This is a genomic window from Variovorax sp. NFACC27 (assembly GCF_048301545.1).
Taxonomy (GTDB): domain Bacteria; phylum Pseudomonadota; class Gammaproteobacteria; order Burkholderiales; family Burkholderiaceae_C; genus Variovorax; species Variovorax gossypii.
Genome location: NZ_CP157613.1, coordinates 2,203,767 through 2,223,995, shown reverse-complemented (window position 1 = coordinate 2,223,995; position 20,229 = coordinate 2,203,767). Strand labels below are relative to the sequence as shown.

Sequence of the window (20,229 nt, the reverse complement as noted above, 5' to 3'; positions counted from 1 at the left end):
CCGGAGGCCCGAAACGGCCGGATTCGCCGGAAAAGCCGACCCAGCCTATAATGGAGGGCTTTGCTGCATCATCCTCAGACACCTAAGGACATAAATCATGGCATCCGCCAAGCCCAAGAAAAAGAACCCGCGCCTCGCCTCCGGCCGTAAGCGCGTCCGCCAGGACACCAAGCTGAACGCTGCGAACACCTCGCTGCGCTCCAAGTACCGTACCGCTGTCAAGAACGTCGAAAAGGCTGTTCTGGCTGGCGACAAGACCAAGGCAAGCGAACTGTTCGCGAAGGCCCAGAGCATCGTCGACGCGATCGCCGACAAGGGCATCTTCCACAAGAACAAGGCCGCCCGCGACAAGAGCCGCCTGTCGGCCAAGGTCAAGGCCCTCGCCCTCGCGCCTGCAAAGGCCGCCGCCTGACACCTGTCAGGCAAGCCCGGACCGGAATCCTCCGGTCCGCCGTTTGATCGGGGTGCGCTGCAGCAAAGTGAAAAACCGCCTTCGGGCGGTTTTTTCATGCCCGTTCGTTTCCTGAACCCGGACGCCGGGCCAAAAAAGCAGGCAGACAGGCAAAGAAAAAGGCCTGTCAGGCCTTTTTCGGGGGGATGGGTGCGTCGGGCACGAGACAGGCTTCGGCTACCTGCAGGTCGTTGTCCCTGGCGAAGTTCACGCAGAAGTCCCAGGCCATCGGTTCGGCGTCGCGCAGGGCGCGGTTCACGACCACGCACTTCACGCCGTTGATGGTCGTCGGGATGCACCAGGGCGAATAGCTCAGGTGGCTGCCCGGATAGGCGCCGCCCGGGCGGAAGGAACACATCACGCCGGCCAGACGCTCGGCCCAATCGCTGGGGCGAAAGGTCCGTCCATCCTTGGTGATGCCCTGGATGAAGATTTCTTTGGCTGTGGGGGAAATCATCGTTGAATGAGGCGACCGGAGCAGGTGCTGCGGTGCAGCAAGCGATTCTATCCGCGCCCCTTTTTGCATCCTGAACATGGGGCATTGCTGTAATGCGGAATCCTCAACGAAGCCGTCAAACCGCGCGCCTAGAATCCGCCTTCCCTATCTGGAGAACCCGAATGAGCGCTACCGCCCAGCCCACCTCGCCCCACGTCATGAACACCTACGGTCGCCTGCCGATCGCACTGTCGCACGGTCAGGGTTGCCGAGTCTGGGACACCGCGGGCAAGGCCTACCTCGACGGCCTCGGCGGCATCGCGGTGAACACGCTGGGCCACAACCATCCCGAGCTGGTGCCCGCCCTGCAGGACCAGCTGACCAAGCTGATCCACAGCTCCAACTACTACCACGTGACCGGCCAGGAACAGCTCGCCACCAAGCTGACCGAAATTTCGGGCCTCACCAACGCCTTCTTCTGCTGTACCGGCCTCGAGGCCAACGAAGCCGCCCTGAAGCTGGCCCGCAAGTACGGCCACGACAAGGGAATCGAGCGCCCCGAGATCGTCGTCTACGAAGCCGCCTTCCACGGCCGCAGCATCGCCACCCTCTCGGCCACCGGCAATCCCAAGGTGCAGGCCGGCTTCGGCCCGCTGGTCGAGGGCTTCATTCGCGTGCCGCTGAACGACATCGAGGCGCTGAAGAAGGCCACCGAAGGCAACCCGAACGTGGTCGCCGTGTTCTTCGAAACCATCCAGGGCGAAGGCGGCATCAACCCGATGCGCTGGGAATACCTCAAGCAGGTGCGCCAGCTGTGCGATGAGCGCGACTGGCTCATGATGATCGACGAGGTGCAGTGCGGCATGGGCCGCACCGGCAAGTGGTTCGCCCACCAGTGGGCGGGCATCAAGCCCGACGTGATGCCGCTGGCCAAGGGCCTGGGCTCGGGCGTGCCGATCGGCGCCGTGGTGGCCGGCCCCAAGGCCGCCAACATCTTCGGCCCGGGCAACCACGGCACCACCTTCGGCGGCAACCCGCTCGCCATGCGCGCCGGCGTCGAAACCATCCGCATCATGGAAGAGCACAAGCTGCTCGAAAACGCCGCCACAGTGGGCGCCCACCTGAAGGCCGCGCTGGAGCGCGAACTCGGCGGCCTGCCCGGCGTGAAGGAAATCCGCGGCCAGGGCCTGATGATCGGCATCGAGCTCGACCGTCCCTGCGGCGTGATCCTCAACCGCGCCTGCGACGCCGGCCTGCTGCTGAGCGTGACGGCCGACAAGGTGATCCGCCTCGTGCCGCCGCTCATCCTGAGCATTGCCGAGGCCGACGAGATCGTCGCCATCCTCGCGCCCATCGTCAAAGCCTTCCTGTCGGAGCCCGCACCCCAATGACGACCGCCACCGCGAACCCCATCCGGCACTACCTGCAGTTCGCCGACTTCACCGCCGACGAGTACGCCTACCTCTTCGATCGCATGGCGATCATCAAGAAGAAGTTCAAGACCTACGAAAAGCACCAGCCGCTGGTCGACCGCACGCTGGCCATGATCTTCGAGAAGGCCAGCACGCGCACCCGCGTGAGCTTCGAGGCCGGCATGTACCAGCTCGGCGGCAGCGTGGTGCACCTGACCACCGGCGACAGCCAGCTCGGCCGCGCCGAGCCCATCGAGGACAGCGCCAAGGTCATCAGCCGCATGGTCGACCTGGTGATGATCCGCACCTACGAGCAGACCAAGATCGACGCCTTCGCCGCGCATTCGCGCGTGCCCGTCATCAACGGCCTGACCAACGAGTTCCACCCCTGCCAGATCCTGGCGGACATCTTCACCTACATCGAGCACCGCGGTTCCCACGGTTCCGGAGGCGACGTGCTTTCCTGCCTGAAGGGGAAGACGGTCGCCTGGGTCGGCGACGGCAACAACATGGCCAACACCTGGCTGCAGGCGGCCGAGATCCTGGGCTTCACGGTGCACGTGAGCACGCCCAGCGGCTACGAGGTGGACCAGTCGATCGCCGGCATCCGCTCGGGCGACAGCTACAAGGTCTTCAAGGACCCGATGGAAGCCTGCCGCGGCGCCGACCTCGTCACCACCGACGTCTGGACCAGCATGGGCTACGAGGCCGAGAACGAGGCGCGCCGCAAGGCCTTTGCAGACTGGTGCGTCGACGAGGAAATGATGCGCGCGGCCCAGCCCGACGCCCTCTTCATGCACTGCCTGCCCGCCCACCGCGGCGAGGAAGTGCAGGCCGAGGTCATCGACGGCCCGCAGTCGGTGGTATGGGACGAGGCAGAGAACCGCCTGCACGCGCAGAAGGCCCTGATGGAGTTCCTGCTCCTCGGCAGGCTCTGATCGACAAACCAGGCAAAGGCGCCGCAGCATGTCCGATTGCCAGCAATGCGGCGCCTGCTGCGCCAGCTATCGCGTCGACTTCAGCGTGCATGAACTCGACGACAACGGCGGCAAGGTGCCCTCGGGCCTCGCCGTCGAGGTGAACGACGCCATCTGCCGCATGCGCGGCACCGACCACGCATCCCCGCGCTGCGCCGCGCTCACCGGCAAGATCGGCCAGTCCGTGGGCTGCGGCATCTACGAATGGCGCCCCAACCCGTGCCACGAACTGCAGGCCGGCAGCGACGCCTGCGAACGCGCACGGGCCCGCCACGGCCTGCCCGCGCTGTCTTCGCTGCACTGAACGATCGCGCTTCAACTTGTCACGTCTGGTGTTGGAAATAACCGACACCACGACCTCTCGCCCGGCGCTAACTTCGCGCCATGCGTTCACAGCAACCCCGCCCCCGAATCTGGGACATCTCGCCGCCAGTGCATGAAGGCGCGCCGGTCTTTCCCGGCGACACGCCCTACCAGCAGCGCTGGGCCGCGACCATTTCGCCGGGCTGTCCGGTCAACGTCAGCGAGATCAAGCTCTCGCCCCACGTCGGCGCGCATGCCGACGCTCCACTGCACTACGACCCCGAGGGCCAGACCATCGGCGACGTCGACCTCACGCCCTTCCTCGGCCCCTGCCGCGTGATCCACGCGATCGACAAGGGCGCGCTGATCGAGTGGGAGCACATCGCCCACGCCGTCGACAGCACACTGCCCCCGCGCGTGCTGGTCCGCACCTACACAACCATGCCGGTCGGCCGCTGGGACCCGGAACTCGCCGCCTACGCCCCTGCCACCGTCGAGCGCCTGGCGGCCATGGGCGTGAAGCTCATCGGCATCGACACCGCCAGCATCGACCCGGCCGACAGCAAGACACTGGAAAGCCACCAACGCATCCGCCGCCTCGACCTTCGCGTGCTCGAGAACCTCGTGCTCGACGACGTGCCCGAGGGCGACTACGAACTCATCGCGCTGCCGCTCAAGCTGGTCAGCGCCGATGCCTCCCCCGTTCGCGCCGTGCTGCGCGAACTCCCTCGCTGAAACCTCCGACATGACGACTCTTGCAGACTGCCGCGCGCTCGACGCGCAAGACCCGCTGCGCGCCTTGCGCGACCAATTCACCATTCCCGAAGGCGTGCTGTACCTCGACGGCAACTCGCTCGGCGTGATGCCGACGGCCGCGCCGGCGCGCATCGCCGAAGTCGTGACCAAGGAATGGGGCGAAGGCCTCATCCGCTCGTGGAACACCGCCAGCTGGTTCGACCTGCCGCAGCGCCTGGGCGACAAGGTGGCCCGCCTGATCGGCGCCGCGCCCGGCGAGGTGGTGTGCACCGACAGCACCTCGGTGAACCTCTACAAGGTGCTGTTCGCCGCCTTGTCCCAGCAGAAGGACAGCGGCCGCAAGCTGGTGATCAGCGAGCGCAGCAACTTCCCCACCGACCTCTACATCGCCGAATCGCTGTGCCGCGAGCGCGGCTTCACGCTCAAGCTGATCGACGCGAGCGAGTTGCAAGGCCCGGATTCGGTACTGACCGAAAAAGTGGCCGTGCTGATGCTCACGCACGTCAACTACCGCACCGGCGCCATGCACGACATGAAGGCCGTCACCGCCGCAGCGCACGCCGTGGGCGCGCTCACGGTGTGGGACCTCGCGCACAGCGCGGGTGCCGTGCCCGTGGCGCTGAACGACAGCAACGCCGACTACGCCATCGGCTGCGGCTACAAGTACCTCAACGGTGGACCCGGCGCGCCTGCCTTCGCGTGGGTGCACACGAAGCACGCGGGCGAGTTCGAGCAGCCGCTGTCCGGCTGGTGGGGCCACGCGGCGCCCTTCGAGTTCACGCCGCACTACCGCCCCGCTCCGGGCGTGGGCCGCTACCTGTGCGGCACGCAGCCGATCATCGCGCTGGCCGGGCTCGAATGCGGGCTCGACACGGTGCTGGCGGCCGAGTCCTTCAACGGTGACCATGGCGCAATGTCCGCGCTGCGCGCCAAGTCGCTCGCGCTCACCGACATGTTCATCAGGCTGGTCGAGGAGCGCTGCGCCGGCCACGGTCTCTCGCTGGTCACGCCGCGCGAACACGAGCAGCGCGGCTCGCAGGTGTGCCTCAGTCGCGAGGAAGGCGCCTACGCCATCGTGCAGGCGCTGATTGCACGCGGCGTGATCGGCGACTACCGCGCAGGCGATTCGCAGATGCCCGACATCCTGCGCTTCGGCTTCACGCCGCTGTACATCGGCTTCGAGGACGTGTGGAACTCGGTCGAGCACCTCGTGCAGGTGCTCGAGACCGCGGAGTGGAAGCGCGAGGAGTTCAACCGCAAGAACGCGGTGACCTGAGCGGCGCATGGCAATGAAACACCGACTGTCCGCTTTTTCCGCCGCGCTGCTGCTGATGCTGGCGGCGCCTGCCATGGCTCAGCAACCGGCCTTCACGCTGCCGCAGCTCAAAGCCTTCGCCGAGGTGGCGCCCGACGCCTTCCGCACGCAGATCAAGAGCCAGGGCTTCTCGTATGCCGACAAGACCGTGACCGACCAGGTCAGCATGATCGAGTACGAGAAGTTCGTCGATGGCCAGACCACGCGCCTGATGAAGTCCACCTACGTGGCCAGCCGCAGCGGCGAGGACGGCATTCAGCTCACCCTCACCGACAAGGCCGCCTTCGAGCGCCTCGTGAAGGAAGCGCGCGACTCCGGCTACAGGCCGGGCGAGAAGGGCCGCATTCCAGGCGGCGAGACATACCAGGAATTCAAGCGCGGAAACGAGGTCGTGCGATTCGTCTACCCGAGGAAAGAGTCCGGCGCGGGCCTGCCCTCCTATACCGCCGTTGTCTGGCGATGACCTGCCGGCAAACATCATGAGCACCGAAAAGACAACCGAGAACATCGTCCACGAAGAAAAGGCCCAGCTGGACTTCAGCAAGTCCATGAGCTACGGCGACTACCTGCACCTCGACGAGATCCTCAGCGCCCAGCATCCGCTTTCGCCCGCGCACGACGAGCTGCTCTTCATCGTGCAGCACCAGACCAGCGAGCTCTGGATGAAGCTGATGCTGCACGAGCTGCACGCCGCCATCGCCTGCATCGCGCAGGAGAAGCTGCCCGACGCCTTCAAGATGCTCGCGCGCGTGAGCCGCATCATGGAGCAGCTGGTCAACGCATGGACCGTGCTCTCGACCATGACGCCGCCCGAATACACGGCGATGCGCCCCTACCTCGCGAACTCCAGCGGCTTCCAGAGCGCACAGTACCGCTGCATCGAATTCGCGCTGGGCAACAAGAACGCCGCCATGCTCAAGCCGCACGCGCACCGCGCCGACCTGCTGGCGCAGGTGGATGCGGCCTACCGCGCGCCGTCGCTCTACGACGAGTCGCTGCGCCTGCTGGCGCGCCACGGCCTGCCCGTGCCCGCCGACCGGCTGGAGCGCGACTGGACGCAGCCCTACGAACCCAGCGACGGCGTCGAGGCGGCCTGGCTCACGGTCTATCGCAACCCGCACGACCACTGGGACCTTTATCAGCTCGGCGAGAAGCTCACCGACCTGGAAGACGCCTTCCGCCTCTGGCGCTTCCGCCACGTGACGACGGTCGAGCGCGTGATCGGCTTCAAGCGCGGCACCGGCGGCACCGGCGGCGTGAGCTACCTGCGCAAGATGCTGGACGTGGTGCTGTTCCCCGAGATCTGGAAGCTGCGTACCGACCTGTAGGCCCGCTGCCCGAAGCCGGCTCCTACAATCCGCCCGGCACCGGCTCTTCAAGACTCGACAAGGCTTCGCGATTCGTCGCCTGGTCTTGTGCTGCGGGGTAACCCCGTGGTGGATGGATGGCTAGATATTCCGGCGCGTGAGCGGAACTGCGCTACCGCGCAGCCCGGCTAGCGCATCACCGGCTGGTTGAAGGGCCGGTTGCCACCCGTCTTCACCGGCTTCACGGCCCGCATTCATCCATGACGCGTGAACTGAGCTACAGGGAGTGGATCGCACGCAGCCTCGCGCGGGCCCTGCTCGCCGATGCGAGGCAGCCCGGCGGCACCGCGCCGGGCGCCTTGCGTGCACGGGCCGCGGCCACGCTGGGTGCCGATTCGCCCTGGCTGAAGCCGCTGGCCGAAGCGCTCGGCAACCGCTCGCAGGCCACCTGGCAGCGCACCGACCTGCCCGCGCTGGCGAAGGCGATCCACGACATGCCCGAATTGGACGCGGCCTTCGAGCAGAACGAACGGCCGCGCGTGCGGCGCATCATCCTGCGGCCCGCGCAGATGCTGCCGCGCCCGATGGGGCTGGACCATTTCGCGCTGCCCGACATCCCCACGCTCGCCAACCTCGCGCAATGGCTCGCACTCGACGCGGACCGGCTGGCCTGGCTCGCATCGCCGGCACAGGCCTTTCGCGCGTCCGACGCGCCGGGCTCCCAGCCCGCATCGCACTACCGCTACCAGCTCCAGCCCAAGCGCCTCGGCGGCCTGCGGCTGCTCGAAATCCCGAAGGCCGACCTGAAGCGCGCGCAGCGCCGCATCCTCGACGAGCTGCTGCGGCACGTGCCGGTGCACGAGGCGGCGCATGGCTTCGTGCAGGGCCGGTCGGTCGCGAGCCACGCGGCCGCGCATGCAGGCAAGGAAGTGGTGATCGGCTTCGATCTGCGCGACTTCTTCCCTGCCATCCGCGCCTCGCGCGTGCACGCCACGTGGCGCACACTGGGCTATCCCGAGGGCGTGGCGCGCGCCCTCACCGCCCTTTGCACGCATCGCACCGACGCCGCCATCATCGAGCGCCTGCGCGACGACGGCGGGCTCGACTGGATGGGCGCCAAGCGTCTCGCCGCGCCGCACCTGCCCCAGGGCTCGCCCTGCTCTCCCGCGCTGGCGAATCTCTGCGCCTTCAGGCTCGACCTGCGGCTCGAGGGCCTGGCCTGGGTCTTCGGCGCCACCTACACGCGCTATGCCGACGACCTCGTGTTCTCCGGGCCGGCCTCGCTGCGCGCGCAGTTCGGCGCCCTGCGCGCCTGGGTCGACGGCATCGCGGCCGACGAGGGCTTCGAGCTGCACCCGCGCAAGCTGCGCTGCATGCCGCGGCATCGCCAGCAGCGCGTGACCGGCGTGGTCGTCAACGACAGGGCCAACGCGCCGCGCGAGGACTTCGACAGGCTCCGGGCCGTGCTGCATCGCTGCGCGACGCAAGGCCCCGCCGCGCAGAACCGGGCGAAGTTGGACGACTTCCGCGGCCACCTGCTGGGCCACATCGCATGGATCGGCCAGTTCAACGCGGCGCGCAAGGCCAGGCTGATGCGGCTCTTCGAACGCATCGACTGGACGAAAGCCACGCAAACGCCCTCATGAAGCTGGGGTGGCCCGGATTGCCCTGCGAGCGCAAAGCGCTACATTTTTGGAAAACAACGGAGGCCCAGCCATGAACGACATCCGGTTCACAACCGACGAGCTCTCCACCCTGCGCGAACACGGCATCGTGCTGTTCGCCGAGCGCGTGATCTTCGACGCGCAACCGCCGATGCCCAGCCAGCAGATCGAGGCCGTGCAGGCCCTGTGCTCGGGCCCACTTCCCGAAGCGCTGGTCGCGCTGTGGCAGGAAACCGCCGGCGGACGTCTCGACTACGACCTGTCGCTCGAGATGAACGGCAACCTCGAGGGCATCAGCTGGAACGAACTCTTCTGGGACGGCAGCGACGGCTACCACGACCTGCAGGGCTGGATCGAGCACGAGCAGGAACTGGCCCAGGAGGCCGCCGAGGAAAACGGCACGCCCTGGACCGGCAAGCTCACGCACCTGCCCTTCGGCGGCTTCGAGTACACCGACCGCATCTACGCGGTGGTCGAGCCCGGCGCGGGGCACGGTCAGATCGTCGCCTGGAAGAAGGGCCTGCCGCCGGCCTGGACGCACGCGCTGCACGAAGACAGCGTGAACACCGTCGCGCCCGACCTGCGCGGCGCGTTCGCGGCGCTGCGCCTCGACGAAGACCCGCTGGCTCCCACCGGCGACTACTTCTCGGGCCAGACGCTGCTCGGCTACCTCGACGACCGGCACCAGGACCACGGGCTCGACCTCGACCTGATGGACAAGGTCGTGACCTTCTATTGCCGTGCCGTGGTCGACTGGCGCACGCCGCTGGCCGAAGGCACGCTGCGCCACCAGCCGCAGCTCGCGCGCGTGGCCCTGCGCCATGCGATCGCGACCGACGACGCGAAGCTCGTTGCCGAACTCGCGGCCGCCGGCGTGGACTTCGACGGGCCGCAGCAAGGCAGCGCGCTGGCCACCGATGTCGCGGTGAGCCATGGGGCCTTCGCAGCGGCCGCTGCGCTGGTGCGCGCTGGCGCGCCGGTGGCAGCCGATGCGCTGCGCAACATCGACGGGCAGATCTCGCCCGAACTCACGAGCGCCCTGCTGGACAACGGCGCGGAGCCCAACGTGGCGGCGATCGTCAAGTGCGCGGCCTGCGGCGCGCCGGCGAGCGCGCACCTGATCGCGGATGCCTGCGCGAAGGCGGGCATCGACGTGGCACCGGCTTTCGTCGCCGAGCGCGATGCCATGCTGCTCGACCTGGAGGGCTCGCTCGCGAAGATGCAGGGCGGCAAGTACGGCCACTACCTGGGGCAGGAAGGTTTGGCCGAACGCATCGATCACCTGCAGACGTTCCGGCTCTGAGCGCGCCGGCGCGCGGCGCCGTCAACCGCCGTACAGCCAGGGCTGGTCGAGCAGCTTCGCGCCCAGCAGGCGCATCGCCATGTCGCGGCCCAGCCTCACCGCGCCCGTGGCGTGGAAAATCTCGCCGTTGCGGCGCGCGCGCGCCTGCACCTGGGCGTTGCGTGCCCAACGTGCCTCGGCATAGCGCGCGAAGGCGGCGGGCACGTCGGCCGCATCGGCATCGGTCATCGCATCGGCCAGCGCCACGGCATCCTCGATGGCCATGCCGGCGCCCTGCGCCAGGTACGGCACCATCGGGTGCGCCGCGTCGCCCACCAGCGCGACACGTTCGTGCGCCATGTCGGCCGGGCCGGTCATCGGCGCGCGGTCTCCCAGCGACCATGCGCGCCAGGCAGGCATGGCGTCGAGCAGCGATTGCAGGCTCGCGCAGCTTCGGCCCATGGCCTGCTTCAGGGCCGCGATGCTGGTCGACTGGTCCCAGTCGCGCGCGTCGCCGGCGGGGGCGGACTCGGCGATCACGACCACGTTGAGCCAGTCGCCGCCACGCACCGGGTAGGCCACCGCATGCAGGCGCGGACCGAGCCAGACATCGACCCGCCCGCGGCGCAGTGCGGCCGGCAGGGCCGATTGCTCGATCAACGCGCGCCAGGCCGTGTGGCCCGTGACGCGCGGGGGCTGCGCGGCGGATTCGCTGTCCAGCCGCCGCCGCACCGTGCTCCAGAGGCCGTCGGCACCGACGATGGCTTCACCCTCCCAGGCGCGCGCGTCGGCGCTCGACAGGCAGACGAGGTCGTCGCTGGTTTCCACCTGCCTGATCTGGGCGCCGGTCACCAGCGTGCCGTTGCCGCGCGCGCGCACGGCGTCGAGCAGCAGGCCGTGAAGGTCGGCGCGATGCACGCAGAAATAGGGAGAGCCGTAGCGCCGCTGCATGGCGTCGCCGAGCGGCATGCGGGCCAGTTCGGAGCCGCTTTCGGCGCTGTGCACCACCAGCGCCTCGGGCCGCGCCGCGATGGCCGCGAGCCCTGTGCCCAGGTCGAGTTGCCCGAGACGCCGCGTGGCGTTGGGGCCCAGCTGCACGCCGGCGCCGATCTCGCCGAAGACCGCCGCCTGCTCGAAGACGTCGGCCCGGTGACGATTCCTGGAAAGCGCCAGCGCGGTGGCCAGCCCCCCGATGCCGCCCCCGGCGACGAGGATGTGAGCGGGCATCGGTCTCAGCGGCCGTGCGTGGACGGGCTGGGGCTGACGGCCTGGTCGGCTTGCGATTGTTTGACGGGGGTCTTGGGAGCGCAGCTCCCGCAGGTGTCGCACGAGCCGCAGCCCGATGTCTTGGCGAGCGAGGTGGCGAGTTCCTTCGCGCGCTCCTCGTCGATCAGGCCCGCGCGCTGCGTGCCGGCCGCGAGCTTCTGCGCGGCGCCACGGCGCCATCCCGCGGGCATCCAGCGCCAGACCGCGTAGAACGCGGCGGCCGCGACGATCAATCCGACGATCAGTTGCTGTGCCATTTCTTCTTCGACCTTTTCTTCAAACCTTTCAGCGTCAGCGGCGGTTTTAACCGGCTCCGAGTGCCACTGCAACGTGGTAGGTCACGAAGCAGGCCAGATAGGCCAGCGCGAAGAGGTAGCCCGCCATGATCCAGACGTACTTCCACGAGCCGGTCTCGCGCTTCACCGCCGCCAGCGTCGAGATGCACTGCGGCGCGAACACGTACCAGACCAGCAGCGACAGCGCGGTGGCCAGCGTCCAGCTGCCGGCGATGAGCGGCTCCAGCGCACCCGCCACATCGTCGCCCGTGGCCGACAGCGCATACACCGTGCCGAGCGCGCCCACGGCCACCTCGCGCGCAGCCATGCCCGGCACCAGCGCGATCGAGATCTGCCAGTTGAAGCCGATGGGCGCGAAGATGTGCTCGAGGCCGCGGCCAATCATGCCGGCCAGGCTGTACTGGATGGCCGGGCCGGTCGCGCCTTCGGGCGGCGACGGGAAGGTCGACAGGAACCACAGCAGGATCGTCAGCGTGAGGATGATCGTGCCCACGCGCTGGATGAAGATCCACGCGCGCTCGTACAGGCCCAGCGCCAGGTTGCGCAGGTTGGGCCAGCGGTAGGCCGGCAGCTCCATCAGCAGCGGCGAGTGCTGCGCGTTGTCGCGGAAGCGCTTCATGACCCAGGCCACGGTCATGGCCGAGACGATGCCGAACACGTACAGCCCGAACAGCACCACGCCCTGCAGGTTGAAGATGCCGCCCACGGTGCGCGCCGGAATGAAGGCCGCGATGAGCAGCGCATACACCGGCAGCCGTGCCGAACAGGTCATGAGCGGCGCGATCATGATGGTCGTGATGCGGTCGCGCCAGTTGCTGATGGTGCGCGTGGCCATCACGCCCGGAATGGCGCAGGCGAAGCTCGACAGCAGCGGAATGAACGAGCGGCCCGACAGCCCCACCGTGCCCATCACCCGGTCGAGCAGGAAGGCCGCGCGCGGCAGGTAGCCCGAGTCTTCCAGCGCGAGGATGAAGAGGAAAAGAATCAGGATCTGCGGCAGGAAGACGATCACGCCGCCCACGCCGGCGATCACGCCGTCGACCAGCAGGCTCTGCAGCATGCCCTCGGGCATGTAGGTCTTGAGCAGGTTGCCCAGGCCCTCGGTGCCGGCCTTGATGGCGTCCATCGGTACGTTGGCCCAGCTGAACACGGCCTGGAACATCAGGAACATGGTGACGGCCAGCACCAGCATGCCCCACACGGGGTGCAGCACCACGCGGTCGATGCGGTCGCTGGTGGCGAGGCTGCCGACCGGTTCCTTCACCGCGAGGCCAAGGATGCGCCGCACCTCGCGCTGCGTGGCCAGCACGTCGTCGAGGTCCGGCGCCTGCCAGGGTTTCGGCGCGGAGGCGGCCACGGGCGTGTCGAGGGCTTGGAGCAGGCCCTGCGCGCCACCGGTGTGCACGCCGACGGTCTCGATGACCGGCACGCCCAGCTCGCGCGCGAGCACTGTCGTGTCGACCACGATGCCCTGCTTCTTCGCCATGTCGGTCATGTTGAGCGCCACCACCATCGGCAGGCCGAGGCGCCTGGCCTCGAGCACCAGCCGCAGGTTCAGGCGAAGGTTGGTGGCGTCGGTCACGCACACCAGCAGGTCGGGCAGAGCTTCCTTGCTCTGGCCGGTGACGATGTCGCGCGTGACGGCCTCGTCGGCGCTCAGGGCGTTCAAGCTGTAGGCGCCCGGCAGGTCGAGCACGAAGACGCGGCGGCCCGAGGGCGTGCGCAGAGAGCCTTCCTTGCGCTCGACGGTCACGCCGGCGTAGTTGGCCACCTTCTGGCGGCTGCCGGTGAGCAGGTTGAACAGCGCGGTCTTGCCGCAGTTGGGGTTGCCCAGCAAGGCGATGCGGCCCGGCTGCGCGGTGGGCGCGAGGCGGCCCGGGCCCTGGACGACGGCTTCAACCATGGTTCGCGGCTCCCGGCGTGACGTGGATCAGCGCAGCCTCGTGGCGGCGCAGCGCGAAGGTGGTGTGCCCCAGGCGCACCGCCAGCGGTTCGCGGCCCGGAATGCCGCTGGCGACGATTCGCACCGCCTCGCCCGGCACGAAGCCGATTTCGGTCAGGCGCAGGACGAGTTCACGGTCGTCCGCGCCCTCGGGACGGGCCACGTCGAGCACGGTGGCCCATTGGTTGCTGGGAAGCTGGTCGAGGCGCAGGGCGACGGCGGTCGGGGCCGGCGCGGTGCCGAAATCGTTGGTTCGCACGGTGGGGCGGCGCCCTGGATACCGGGCGCACCTGTAAGCAAAACCTAGATGCTAGCAATTCTCACTCGCGAAAACCTGACCAAACCCCTTCAAAAGCGTTCGGGATCAGCCAAACCGGGGGTTTTCGATCAGTTCAGCCCCAGCATGCCGCGCAGCTTCGACAGGTCTTCGGCCAGCGTGTTGACCCGCCCGGCCAGCAGCTTGCGGTCGCGTTCGCTGAGCTTCGAATAGGTTTCGAAGCCGCCGTCGGCCGTCCTGTACTTGGCCAGCGTGTCGAAAACCACCTTGAAATTGGCCTCGGCCTTGTCCGAGAAGGCCTTGTTCTCCTTCACGACCAGCGGGCGCAGCAGCTCGACGATCTTGTAGGCGCCCTCGAAGTTCGACTGGAAGTCCCACAGGTCGGTGTGGCTGTAGCGGTTCTCCTCGCCCGAGATCTTGGTGGCGGCCACTTCCTCCATCAGCACCGCGGCGCCGCCAACCACCTTCTCGGGCGGGAAGGTCAGCGCGGACAGGCGCTTCTGCAACTCGAGCACGTTCGCCAGCAGCTTGTCGGCCACGGGGGCGAGCTCCTTGGTGCTCTTCTGCACCCACAGGCCGTATTCGATACGGTGGAAGCCGCCGAAGTCCGGGTCCTTCTCGGCCTTCTCGTGGTCGTCGGCGCGCGAGTCGATGGCCTTGTCGAGGTCGTTGAAGAGTTCGGCCACCGGCTCGATGCGCTCGTAGCTCGTGCGCGTCGGCGCATAGAGCTTCTTCGCCTTCTCGATGTCGCCGGCCTTCACCGCGGCGGTGAAGGCGCGCGTGTCCGCTGCCAGCTTGCGCACGTTCTCGGCGACGTAGATCTTGTAGTCGGAGATCGGTCCGACCAGCTCGAGCGGCGACACGGCGGCCTGCGCGCCGATGGCATGGAGCCCGGCGAAGCCTGCGACGAGAGTGGCGAGGAAGTGGCGGCGGAACTGCACGGTCATGGATCTCCTGGTTCTTGGGTTGGTGAAAAAACTTGTGGACTTCAGGCGGACATCAGCGAGCGCCCCAGCCAGTCGCGCTCGTCCCGCACGCCCGGCAGCGTGAAGAAGAAGCCGCCGCCGATGGGCTTGATGTATTCCTCGAGCGGTTCGCCGTCGAGGCGCTTCTGCACGGCGATGAAGCCGTTCTCGAGGTCGGCCTGGTAGCAGATGAACAGCAGCCCCATCTCGAGCTGGCCCGACTTGGTGACGCCGTTCGAGTAGTTGAAGGGCCGGCGCAGCATCAGGTTCTTGTCCGAAGCCTTGGTGCGCGGGTTCGCCAGGCGGATGTGCGCATCCATCGGCGTGACCTTGCCTTCGGGGTCCTTCGCGTAGTCGGGCACGTCGTGCTCGGTCTTGCCGCCGTCCATGGGCGCGCCGGTGGGCTTCAGGCGGCCCATGATGGCCTCCTGCTCCTGCAGCGGCGTGCGGTCCCAGCGCTCGACGAAGTTGCGGATGATGCGCACCGCCTGGTAGCTGCCGCCCGCGGCCCAGGCCGGCTCGTCGCCGCCGGGCTGCACCCAGACGATGCGGTCCATGAGCCCGCCGTCGGCCGAGTCAGGGTTGGCCGAGCCGTCCCTGAAGCCGAGGAAGTTGCGTGCGCTCTCGGCCGGCTTGCCCGGCACCGCCGGAATCGGCGGCACCGTGCCTTCCTGCTTCCAATGCAGCACCAGCAAGTCGGGCGTGTTCTTGATGATGTCGCGCAGCGCGTGGATGTTGGTGTCCGGCGTGTTGGCGCAGAACTGGATCGACAGGTCGCCGTGGCACAGCGCGGCATCGAGCGCGTCGTTCGGGTGGCGCTGCATCTGGCTGAGCCGCAGCGGCTTCTTCTTCGCGAGGCCGAAGCGCTCGTCGAACAGCGAGGCGCCGACCGACACCGTCACCGTCAGCCCGTCGGGCTGTACCACCGGCCCGAGGATGCCCGAGCCCGCCGGCGGCAGCTTGGGATCGGGGTCTGTCTGCGGCCCGCCCTGCGTGAGGAAGGCGACGCGCTCGGTGAGCGTGCGGAACAGCCGCTCCAGGTCGGCGCGGTTCTCGGCCAGCACGTAGAACGACGCGATCATCCCGGCCGTCGGGCGCGGCGTGACGATGCCGGCCTGGTGCGTGCCGAGGAAGGGCACGCGGTCCTGCGTGTGGGTGCTCTGCGGCGCGTCGGTCACCTGCGCGCCGCTGTCCGCGGCAGCGGGCGCCGCGACGGTGTGGGCCGATGTGGCGGCAAGGCCGGCGAAGGCTGCGCCTGCCGCGCCGAGCATGCGGCGGCGGTGCGGGGAAACGGGCTCGTTCGACTTGTCCATGATGCTGCTGTCTCTCAACTCATTCCAGGCCGAGCGCGGCATTCACCTTGCCGAGTTCCTCGGCCAGGGCGCGCACGGTATCGGCCAAGGCCTTCCGCTGCGCCTCGTCGAGCGGCGCGGGCTTGAAGCCGTCGCCTTCGCGGTAGGGGCCCAGCGCGGTATCGAGGGCCGCGAAGCGCTCGTCCACGCTCTTCTGCAGCGCGGGCGCCGCCTTCACGAGCAGCGGCTGCAGCAGGTCGGCGATCTTCTTCGTGCCTTCGTAGCTGCCCTGCAGGTTCGCCGCCTCGGCGTGGCCGTAGTGGTCCTCGCCGCCGGCCGGCAGGTTGTCGGCCACGCGGCGCAGCAGTTTCGATGCCGAACCCGCAAGCCGCTCGGGCGGCACGTTCAGGCCGCGCAGTCGCTCCTTGAGCACGCCGATGTCGGCGATCAGCCTGTCGGCCACGGGCACGACGCTCTTCAGGTCGTTCTGGCCGTACAGCGCGTACTCGATGCGGTGGAAGCCGCTGAAGCCCGGGTCGGCCTCGCGCTTCTCGAAGTAGTCGGCGCGCGCGTTGATGCGGGTGTCGAGGTCGGCGAAGAGCTCCGCCATCGGCTCGATGCGCTTGTAGGCCTGGTGCGCCGGCACGTAGAGCGCCCTCGCCTGCTGCAGGTCGCCGGCCTTGATGGCGTCGGCCAGGGCGCGCGCCGCGTCGTCGAGCGAGCCGGCCTCCAGGCGCAGGAAGGTCTGGTACTCGGCCAGCGCGCCCACGTAGTTGACCAGCGAAGGCCGCGCCGCCTCGGCATCCGACGCGGCCGATGGCGTCACGCGCAGCTTGCCGCGCGGGTTGCTCAGCAGGCCGCAGGTGATGGCGAACTCGCCCGGCTGCAGCTTGACCGTCATGGTCTGCGAGAAGCCCGGCGCGATGTTCTCGCGCTCCTCCACCACCATCACGCCGTCGAGAATTTCCCACTCGAGCGCGCGGTTCGACTTGTTGACGATGGTGAAGGTGGTGCGCCCGGCCGGCACCGTGATCTCGTTGGGCTCGCAGGCGTTGCCCTGGATCGTGACGGTGACGGCGTTGTCGGCCGCCTTGGCCGGCGCCTTCTTCGCTTCGTTGGAGGCATACCAGAAGGCCGCGAGGCCGGCGACCACCAGCAGGGCCGACGCGGCCACCGCCACGCGCATCAGGTTGGAGGACGAAGGCTTGTTGTTGTCGGAAGAAGAGGAAGACATTGCAGGTTTCAGCGGGCCACAGCCGCGCGAGGCGCCGGCGCCGGGGCCGAACGCAGGAAGAAGAACAGGGAGACGGCCAGGAAGGCCAGGTAGACGACGACCTCGCCCACCACGGGCGCGGCCTGGTAGCCCAGCAGGCCCGAGAGCACGGCGCCAAGGGGGCTGTCCATCGGCAACGTGGTGCTCATGTCGAACACCACCGTCTGCAGGTGGTTCCACACGCCGCCCTCGTGCAGCTTGCGCAGCACGCCGGCCAGCAGGCCCGCGGCCACCAGCAGGATGAAGAGGCCGGTGAAGCGGAAGAAGCGCCGCAGGTCGAGCCTCACGCCGCCCGAATAGAGACCCCAGCCGATCGCCACCGACACGGCGATGCCGGCCAGCGCACCCACCGGCGCCTCCCAGCCGCTGCTCTGCTGGAACACGGCCAGCAGGAAGAACACCGACTCCAGCCCTTCGCGCGCCACGGCGAGGAACACCATGCCGATCAGCGCCCAGCCCTGGCCGTCGGCGCCCTTGCTCAGCGCCTTGTCGATGGAGGCCTGCAGCTCGCCCTTGATGGAGCGCGCGGCCTTGCGCATCCAGAACACCATCGAGGTCAGCATGACCACCGCGATCAGCCCGACCACGCCCTCGAACAGCTCCTGCTGCTTCTGCGGGAATTCGGCCGCCAGCAGCTGCAGGCCGGCGCCCGCGAACAGCGACAGCGCGGTGGCCAGCAGCACGCCGACCCACACCGCAGGCATCAGCGCGCCGCGTCCGCTCTGCTTGAGGTAACTGGCGACGATGCCGACGATCAGCGCGGCTTCGATGCCTTCGCGCAGCATGATGAGAAAGGGGATGAGCATCGGCTTCGGAAATGGAGGCAATCAAGGCCCTCCGGAGCCGGCATGGATCGGCGCTCGCATCTGCGTTCGCCTTTGGTCCTGGCTCCGTGGAGGAGCGGACGAGCATATCCCATCAAATAAGAAACATTCTCATCTGTGGGCTTTTCTTGCCGAATGGTAATGATTGCCTCCTCCCGGAGGCGGGGGCTTCAGGCCGGCAGTTCGACGATGCGCGCGTCGACGGTGCCGCCGTCGATCCGCAGCTCGGCCACCGCGATCGGCAGCCGGAACCGCCGCGGCCCCGCGCTGCCCGGATTGACGTAGAGCACCCCGTCGCGCTCCTCCACCTTAGGCTTGTGCGAATGGCCCGAGACCACGACGCGCACGCCGGCCGCGCGCGGATCGATGTCGATTTGCGCAAGGTCGTGGATGGCGTAGAGGCGCACGTCGCCGAACTTCACCAGCTCGGTTTCCGCGATGCTGTCCGCCCAGGCTTCGCGGTCGTTGTTGCCGCGCACGACCGTCAGCGGCGCGATGGCCGCGAGCGTCTCGAGGATTTCCGCGTTGCCGATGTCGCCGCCATGGACGATGAAGTCGCTTCCCTTCAGGAAGGCGAGCGCCTCGGGGCGCAGCAGTCCGTGGGTGTCGGAGATCAGGCCGATGCGAAGCATGGAAGGAGCGGGAAGAAGAGGAGGAAGAGGAAGAAGGTTGTTGAGGAAAACGCGCCCGGCAGGGGCATGATCGGCGCCATGCCCGAGGACATCATCGCACCGCAGCAGCCTTCTTCCGAAAACGCCGTGGAGGCAACCGCCCCGCCGCCCGCCGCGCCGGACGCCACGCCGCGCGCGGGCCTGCTGCGCTGGATCGTCGGCGGCCTGCGCGCCGCATGCCTGCTGGATCCGCGCGTCGACGCCCGCCCCGCTCCATGGCAACTGCTGCTGCTCGTGCTGCTGCCCGAGCTTGCCTGGACCGGATTGGCACGGCTCGAGATCGCCGGGCCCGCCAGCCTTCATGCAAGCGTCGGCCTCAACACGCTCTGGGTGCTGGCCGTGCTCGCGTGGCTGGGCTGGCTCGCACTGTCCGGAGGAGCTCGCGGCGGCGGACTGGCGCGCTGGTTCGCTCTGGCCACCTGGACGATGTTCCCGGCCAACCTGCTGCTCTGCCTGCTGGCCCTCGGCTATGCGCGCGGCTGGCTGCCTTCGGTGCTCGCGAACTCGCGCGGCTACTGGGTCGTCTTCGGCCTCGGGTGCGCGTGGTTGATCGTGGCGCTGGTGCGCCTCACCGCGCGCGATGCCGCCACGCGCTGGCGGCTCGCGCTCTTCGCGCCCGCATTCATGGCGCTGCTGGCGCTGACTTTCGTGCAATCGCTCTACACGCAGGAACGCATGTGGCTGCCCGACGGCAGCGCGTCGGCCGAGCCCGAGCGCCCGCGCATGGAGCTGACGCAGGAGCTCTTCGAACAGCAGCAGGCCGTGTGGGAACGCACGGTAGAGGCCCTTCCGGCAGGCAAGCCGGGACAGGCCAACGTCTACGGGCTGGTGTTCGCGCCCTATGCATCGGAAGACGTGTTCCTGCGCGAGAGCAACATGGTCACCCAGGTGCTGGAGGAACGCTTCGACGCCAGGGGCCGCGTGATCCACCTCATGAACCACGCGACCACCGCCGAGACGCTGCCCTGGGCCACGCCGCTCAACCTGCGCCGCGCCATCGCCGCGCTGGCCGCGCGCATGGACCGCGAGAACGACGTGCTGGTGATCTACCTCACCTCGCACGGTGCGCGCGACCACAGGCTGGCAGCGACGCACTGGCCGCTCACGGTGCCGTGGCTCACGCCGGAGGAGCTGCGCGAGGAACTCGACGGCGCCGGCATCCGCCACCGGGTGGTGGCGGTCTCGGCCTGCTACTCGGGAGGGTGGATCGAACCGCTGGCCGGCGAGGACACGCTGGTGATGACCGCCGCCGACGCCACCCACACCTCGTACGGATGCGGCCGGCTGTCCGAGCTGACCTTCTTCGGCCGAGCGATGTTCGACGAGCAGCTGCGCAAGACCCGCTCCTTCGAGGCCGCCTTCGCCGCGGCCGTGCCGGTGATCAAGCAGCGCGAGATCGAGGGCGGCAAGGAAGACGGCTTCTCGAACCCGCAGATCAGCGTCGGCGAGAAGATCCGTCCCGTGCTCGACCGCCTCGCGCAACGCCTCGACGGCATCCCGAAATAGGACGGGCCCCCCCT

At 68.5% G+C, this 20,229-nt stretch carries 21 protein-coding genes; 11 read left to right on the top strand and 10 right to left on the bottom strand.

The window, feature by feature from the left end:
- Positions 1-97: 97 nt before the first annotated feature.
- Positions 98-412, top strand: coding sequence for a 30S ribosomal protein S20 (gene rpsT / locus ABL840_RS10510; RefSeq protein ID WP_019654625.1), 315 nt, complete (start codon positions 98-100; stop codon positions 410-412).
- 166 nt (positions 413-578) lie between these two features.
- Here rpsT and ABL840_RS10505 read toward each other — a convergent pair whose 3' ends face one another.
- Positions 579-908, bottom strand: a complete 330-nt coding sequence (locus ABL840_RS10505; RefSeq protein ID WP_093124243.1) for a DUF3579 domain-containing protein — start codon at positions 906-908, stop codon at positions 579-581.
- A gap of 161 nt (positions 909-1,069) precedes the next feature.
- On the opposite strand from ABL840_RS10505, the gene ABL840_RS10500 reads away from it, so the two are divergent.
- The 9 genes from ABL840_RS10500 to ABL840_RS10460 all read left to right on the top strand — a co-directional run bounded on the left by ABL840_RS10500 (position 1,070) and on the right by ABL840_RS10460 (position 9,924).
- Positions 1,070-2,278 carry an aspartate aminotransferase family protein gene (locus ABL840_RS10500; protein WP_093198616.1) on the top strand — a complete coding sequence of 403 codons (1,209 nt, stop codon included), beginning with the start codon at positions 1,070-1,072 and terminating at the stop codon, positions 2,276-2,278.
- Positions 2,275-3,237: an ornithine carbamoyltransferase gene (gene argF, locus ABL840_RS10495; RefSeq protein ID WP_093307028.1), complete on the top strand. Its 963-nt coding sequence runs from the start codon at positions 2,275-2,277 to the stop codon at positions 3,235-3,237. The genes ABL840_RS10500 and argF overlap by 4 nt, the downstream gene beginning before the upstream one ends.
- 28 nt (positions 3,238-3,265) lie before the next feature.
- A complete protein-coding gene (locus ABL840_RS10490; protein WP_093307027.1) occupies positions 3,266-3,580 on the top strand; it encodes a YkgJ family cysteine cluster protein in 315 nt (104 codons plus the stop codon).
- Positions 3,581-3,660: 80 nt separating this feature from the next.
- On the top strand, positions 3,661-4,314 hold the full coding sequence (gene kynB, locus ABL840_RS10485) for an arylformamidase (protein WP_093198608.1): 654 nt from the start codon (positions 3,661-3,663) through the stop codon (positions 4,312-4,314).
- A gap of 10 nt (positions 4,315-4,324) precedes the next feature.
- Positions 4,325-5,611, top strand: a complete 1,287-nt coding sequence (kynU, locus tag ABL840_RS10480) for a kynureninase (protein WP_093307026.1) — start codon at positions 4,325-4,327, stop codon at positions 5,609-5,611.
- A 13-nt stretch (positions 5,612-5,624) separates the two neighbouring features.
- The gene (locus ABL840_RS10475) at positions 5,625-6,113 is read left to right on the top strand and encodes a hypothetical protein (RefSeq protein ID WP_093307025.1); all 489 of its coding nucleotides are present in this window, start codon (positions 5,625-5,627) and stop codon (positions 6,111-6,113) included.
- 16 nt (positions 6,114-6,129) lie between these two features.
- Positions 6,130-6,978 (top strand): tryptophan 2,3-dioxygenase, encoded by an 849-nt coding sequence (gene kynA / locus ABL840_RS10470; protein WP_093198601.1) that lies wholly within the window; start codon positions 6,130-6,132, stop codon positions 6,976-6,978.
- A 239-nt stretch (positions 6,979-7,217) separates the two neighbouring features.
- Complete coding sequence (locus ABL840_RS10465; protein ID WP_093307024.1) at positions 7,218-8,603, top strand: reverse transcriptase family protein; 1,386 nt, start codon at positions 7,218-7,220, stop codon at positions 8,601-8,603.
- 70 nt (positions 8,604-8,673) lie between these two features.
- Entirely contained in the window at positions 8,674-9,924 is a 1,251-nt protein-coding gene (locus tag ABL840_RS10460) for an SMI1/KNR4 family protein (protein ID WP_093198596.1), read from the top strand.
- Positions 9,925-9,945: 21 nt separating this feature from the next.
- On the opposite strand, the gene ABL840_RS10455 is transcribed toward ABL840_RS10460, so the two are convergent.
- From ABL840_RS10455 to ABL840_RS10415, 9 genes are all read right to left on the bottom strand, one after another.
- On the bottom strand, positions 9,946-11,130 hold the full coding sequence (locus ABL840_RS10455; protein ID WP_093198593.1) for an FAD-dependent monooxygenase: 1,185 nt from the start codon (positions 11,128-11,130) through the stop codon (positions 9,946-9,948).
- Between the two features lie 5 nt (positions 11,131-11,135).
- Positions 11,136-11,426 carry a DUF6587 family protein gene (locus tag ABL840_RS10450; RefSeq protein ID WP_093198591.1) on the bottom strand — a complete coding sequence of 97 codons (291 nt, stop codon included), beginning with the start codon at positions 11,424-11,426 and terminating at the stop codon, positions 11,136-11,138.
- A gap of 46 nt (positions 11,427-11,472) precedes the next feature.
- A complete protein-coding gene (feoB, locus tag ABL840_RS10445; RefSeq protein WP_093307023.1) occupies positions 11,473-13,368 on the bottom strand; it encodes a ferrous iron transporter B in 1,896 nt (631 codons plus the stop codon).
- A complete protein-coding gene (locus tag ABL840_RS10440) occupies positions 13,361-13,666 on the bottom strand; it encodes a FeoA family protein (RefSeq protein ID WP_093198586.1) in 306 nt (101 codons plus the stop codon). Before ABL840_RS10440 ends, feoB begins: the two co-directional genes overlap by 8 nt.
- Positions 13,667-13,794: 128 nt before the next feature.
- Positions 13,795-14,631, bottom strand: a complete 837-nt coding sequence (gene efeO, locus ABL840_RS10435; protein ID WP_093307022.1) for an iron uptake system protein EfeO — start codon at positions 14,629-14,631, stop codon at positions 13,795-13,797.
- Positions 14,632-14,672: 41 nt separating this feature from the next.
- A complete protein-coding gene (efeB, locus tag ABL840_RS10430) occupies positions 14,673-15,962 on the bottom strand; it encodes an iron uptake transporter deferrochelatase/peroxidase subunit (RefSeq protein ID WP_093307105.1) in 1,290 nt (429 codons plus the stop codon).
- 19 nt (positions 15,963-15,981) lie between these two features.
- Complete coding sequence (gene efeO, locus ABL840_RS10425) at positions 15,982-17,175, bottom strand: iron uptake system protein EfeO (protein ID WP_093307021.1); 1,194 nt, start codon at positions 17,173-17,175, stop codon at positions 15,982-15,984.
- 8 nt (positions 17,176-17,183) lie between these two features.
- A complete protein-coding gene (gene efeU / locus ABL840_RS10420) occupies positions 17,184-18,020 on the bottom strand; it encodes an iron uptake transporter permease EfeU (RefSeq protein WP_093198575.1) in 837 nt (278 codons plus the stop codon).
- Between the two features lie 188 nt (positions 18,021-18,208).
- Positions 18,209-18,670, bottom strand: a complete 462-nt coding sequence (locus tag ABL840_RS10415) for a metallophosphoesterase family protein (RefSeq protein ID WP_093307020.1) — start codon at positions 18,668-18,670, stop codon at positions 18,209-18,211.
- A 78-nt stretch (positions 18,671-18,748) separates the two neighbouring features.
- Here ABL840_RS10415 and ABL840_RS10410 point away from each other — a divergent pair, with 78 nt between their 5' ends.
- Positions 18,749-20,215, top strand: coding sequence for a C13 family peptidase (locus ABL840_RS10410; RefSeq protein WP_093307104.1), 1,467 nt, complete (start codon positions 18,749-18,751; stop codon positions 20,213-20,215).
- The last annotated feature ends 14 nt before the right edge of the window (positions 20,216-20,229 follow it).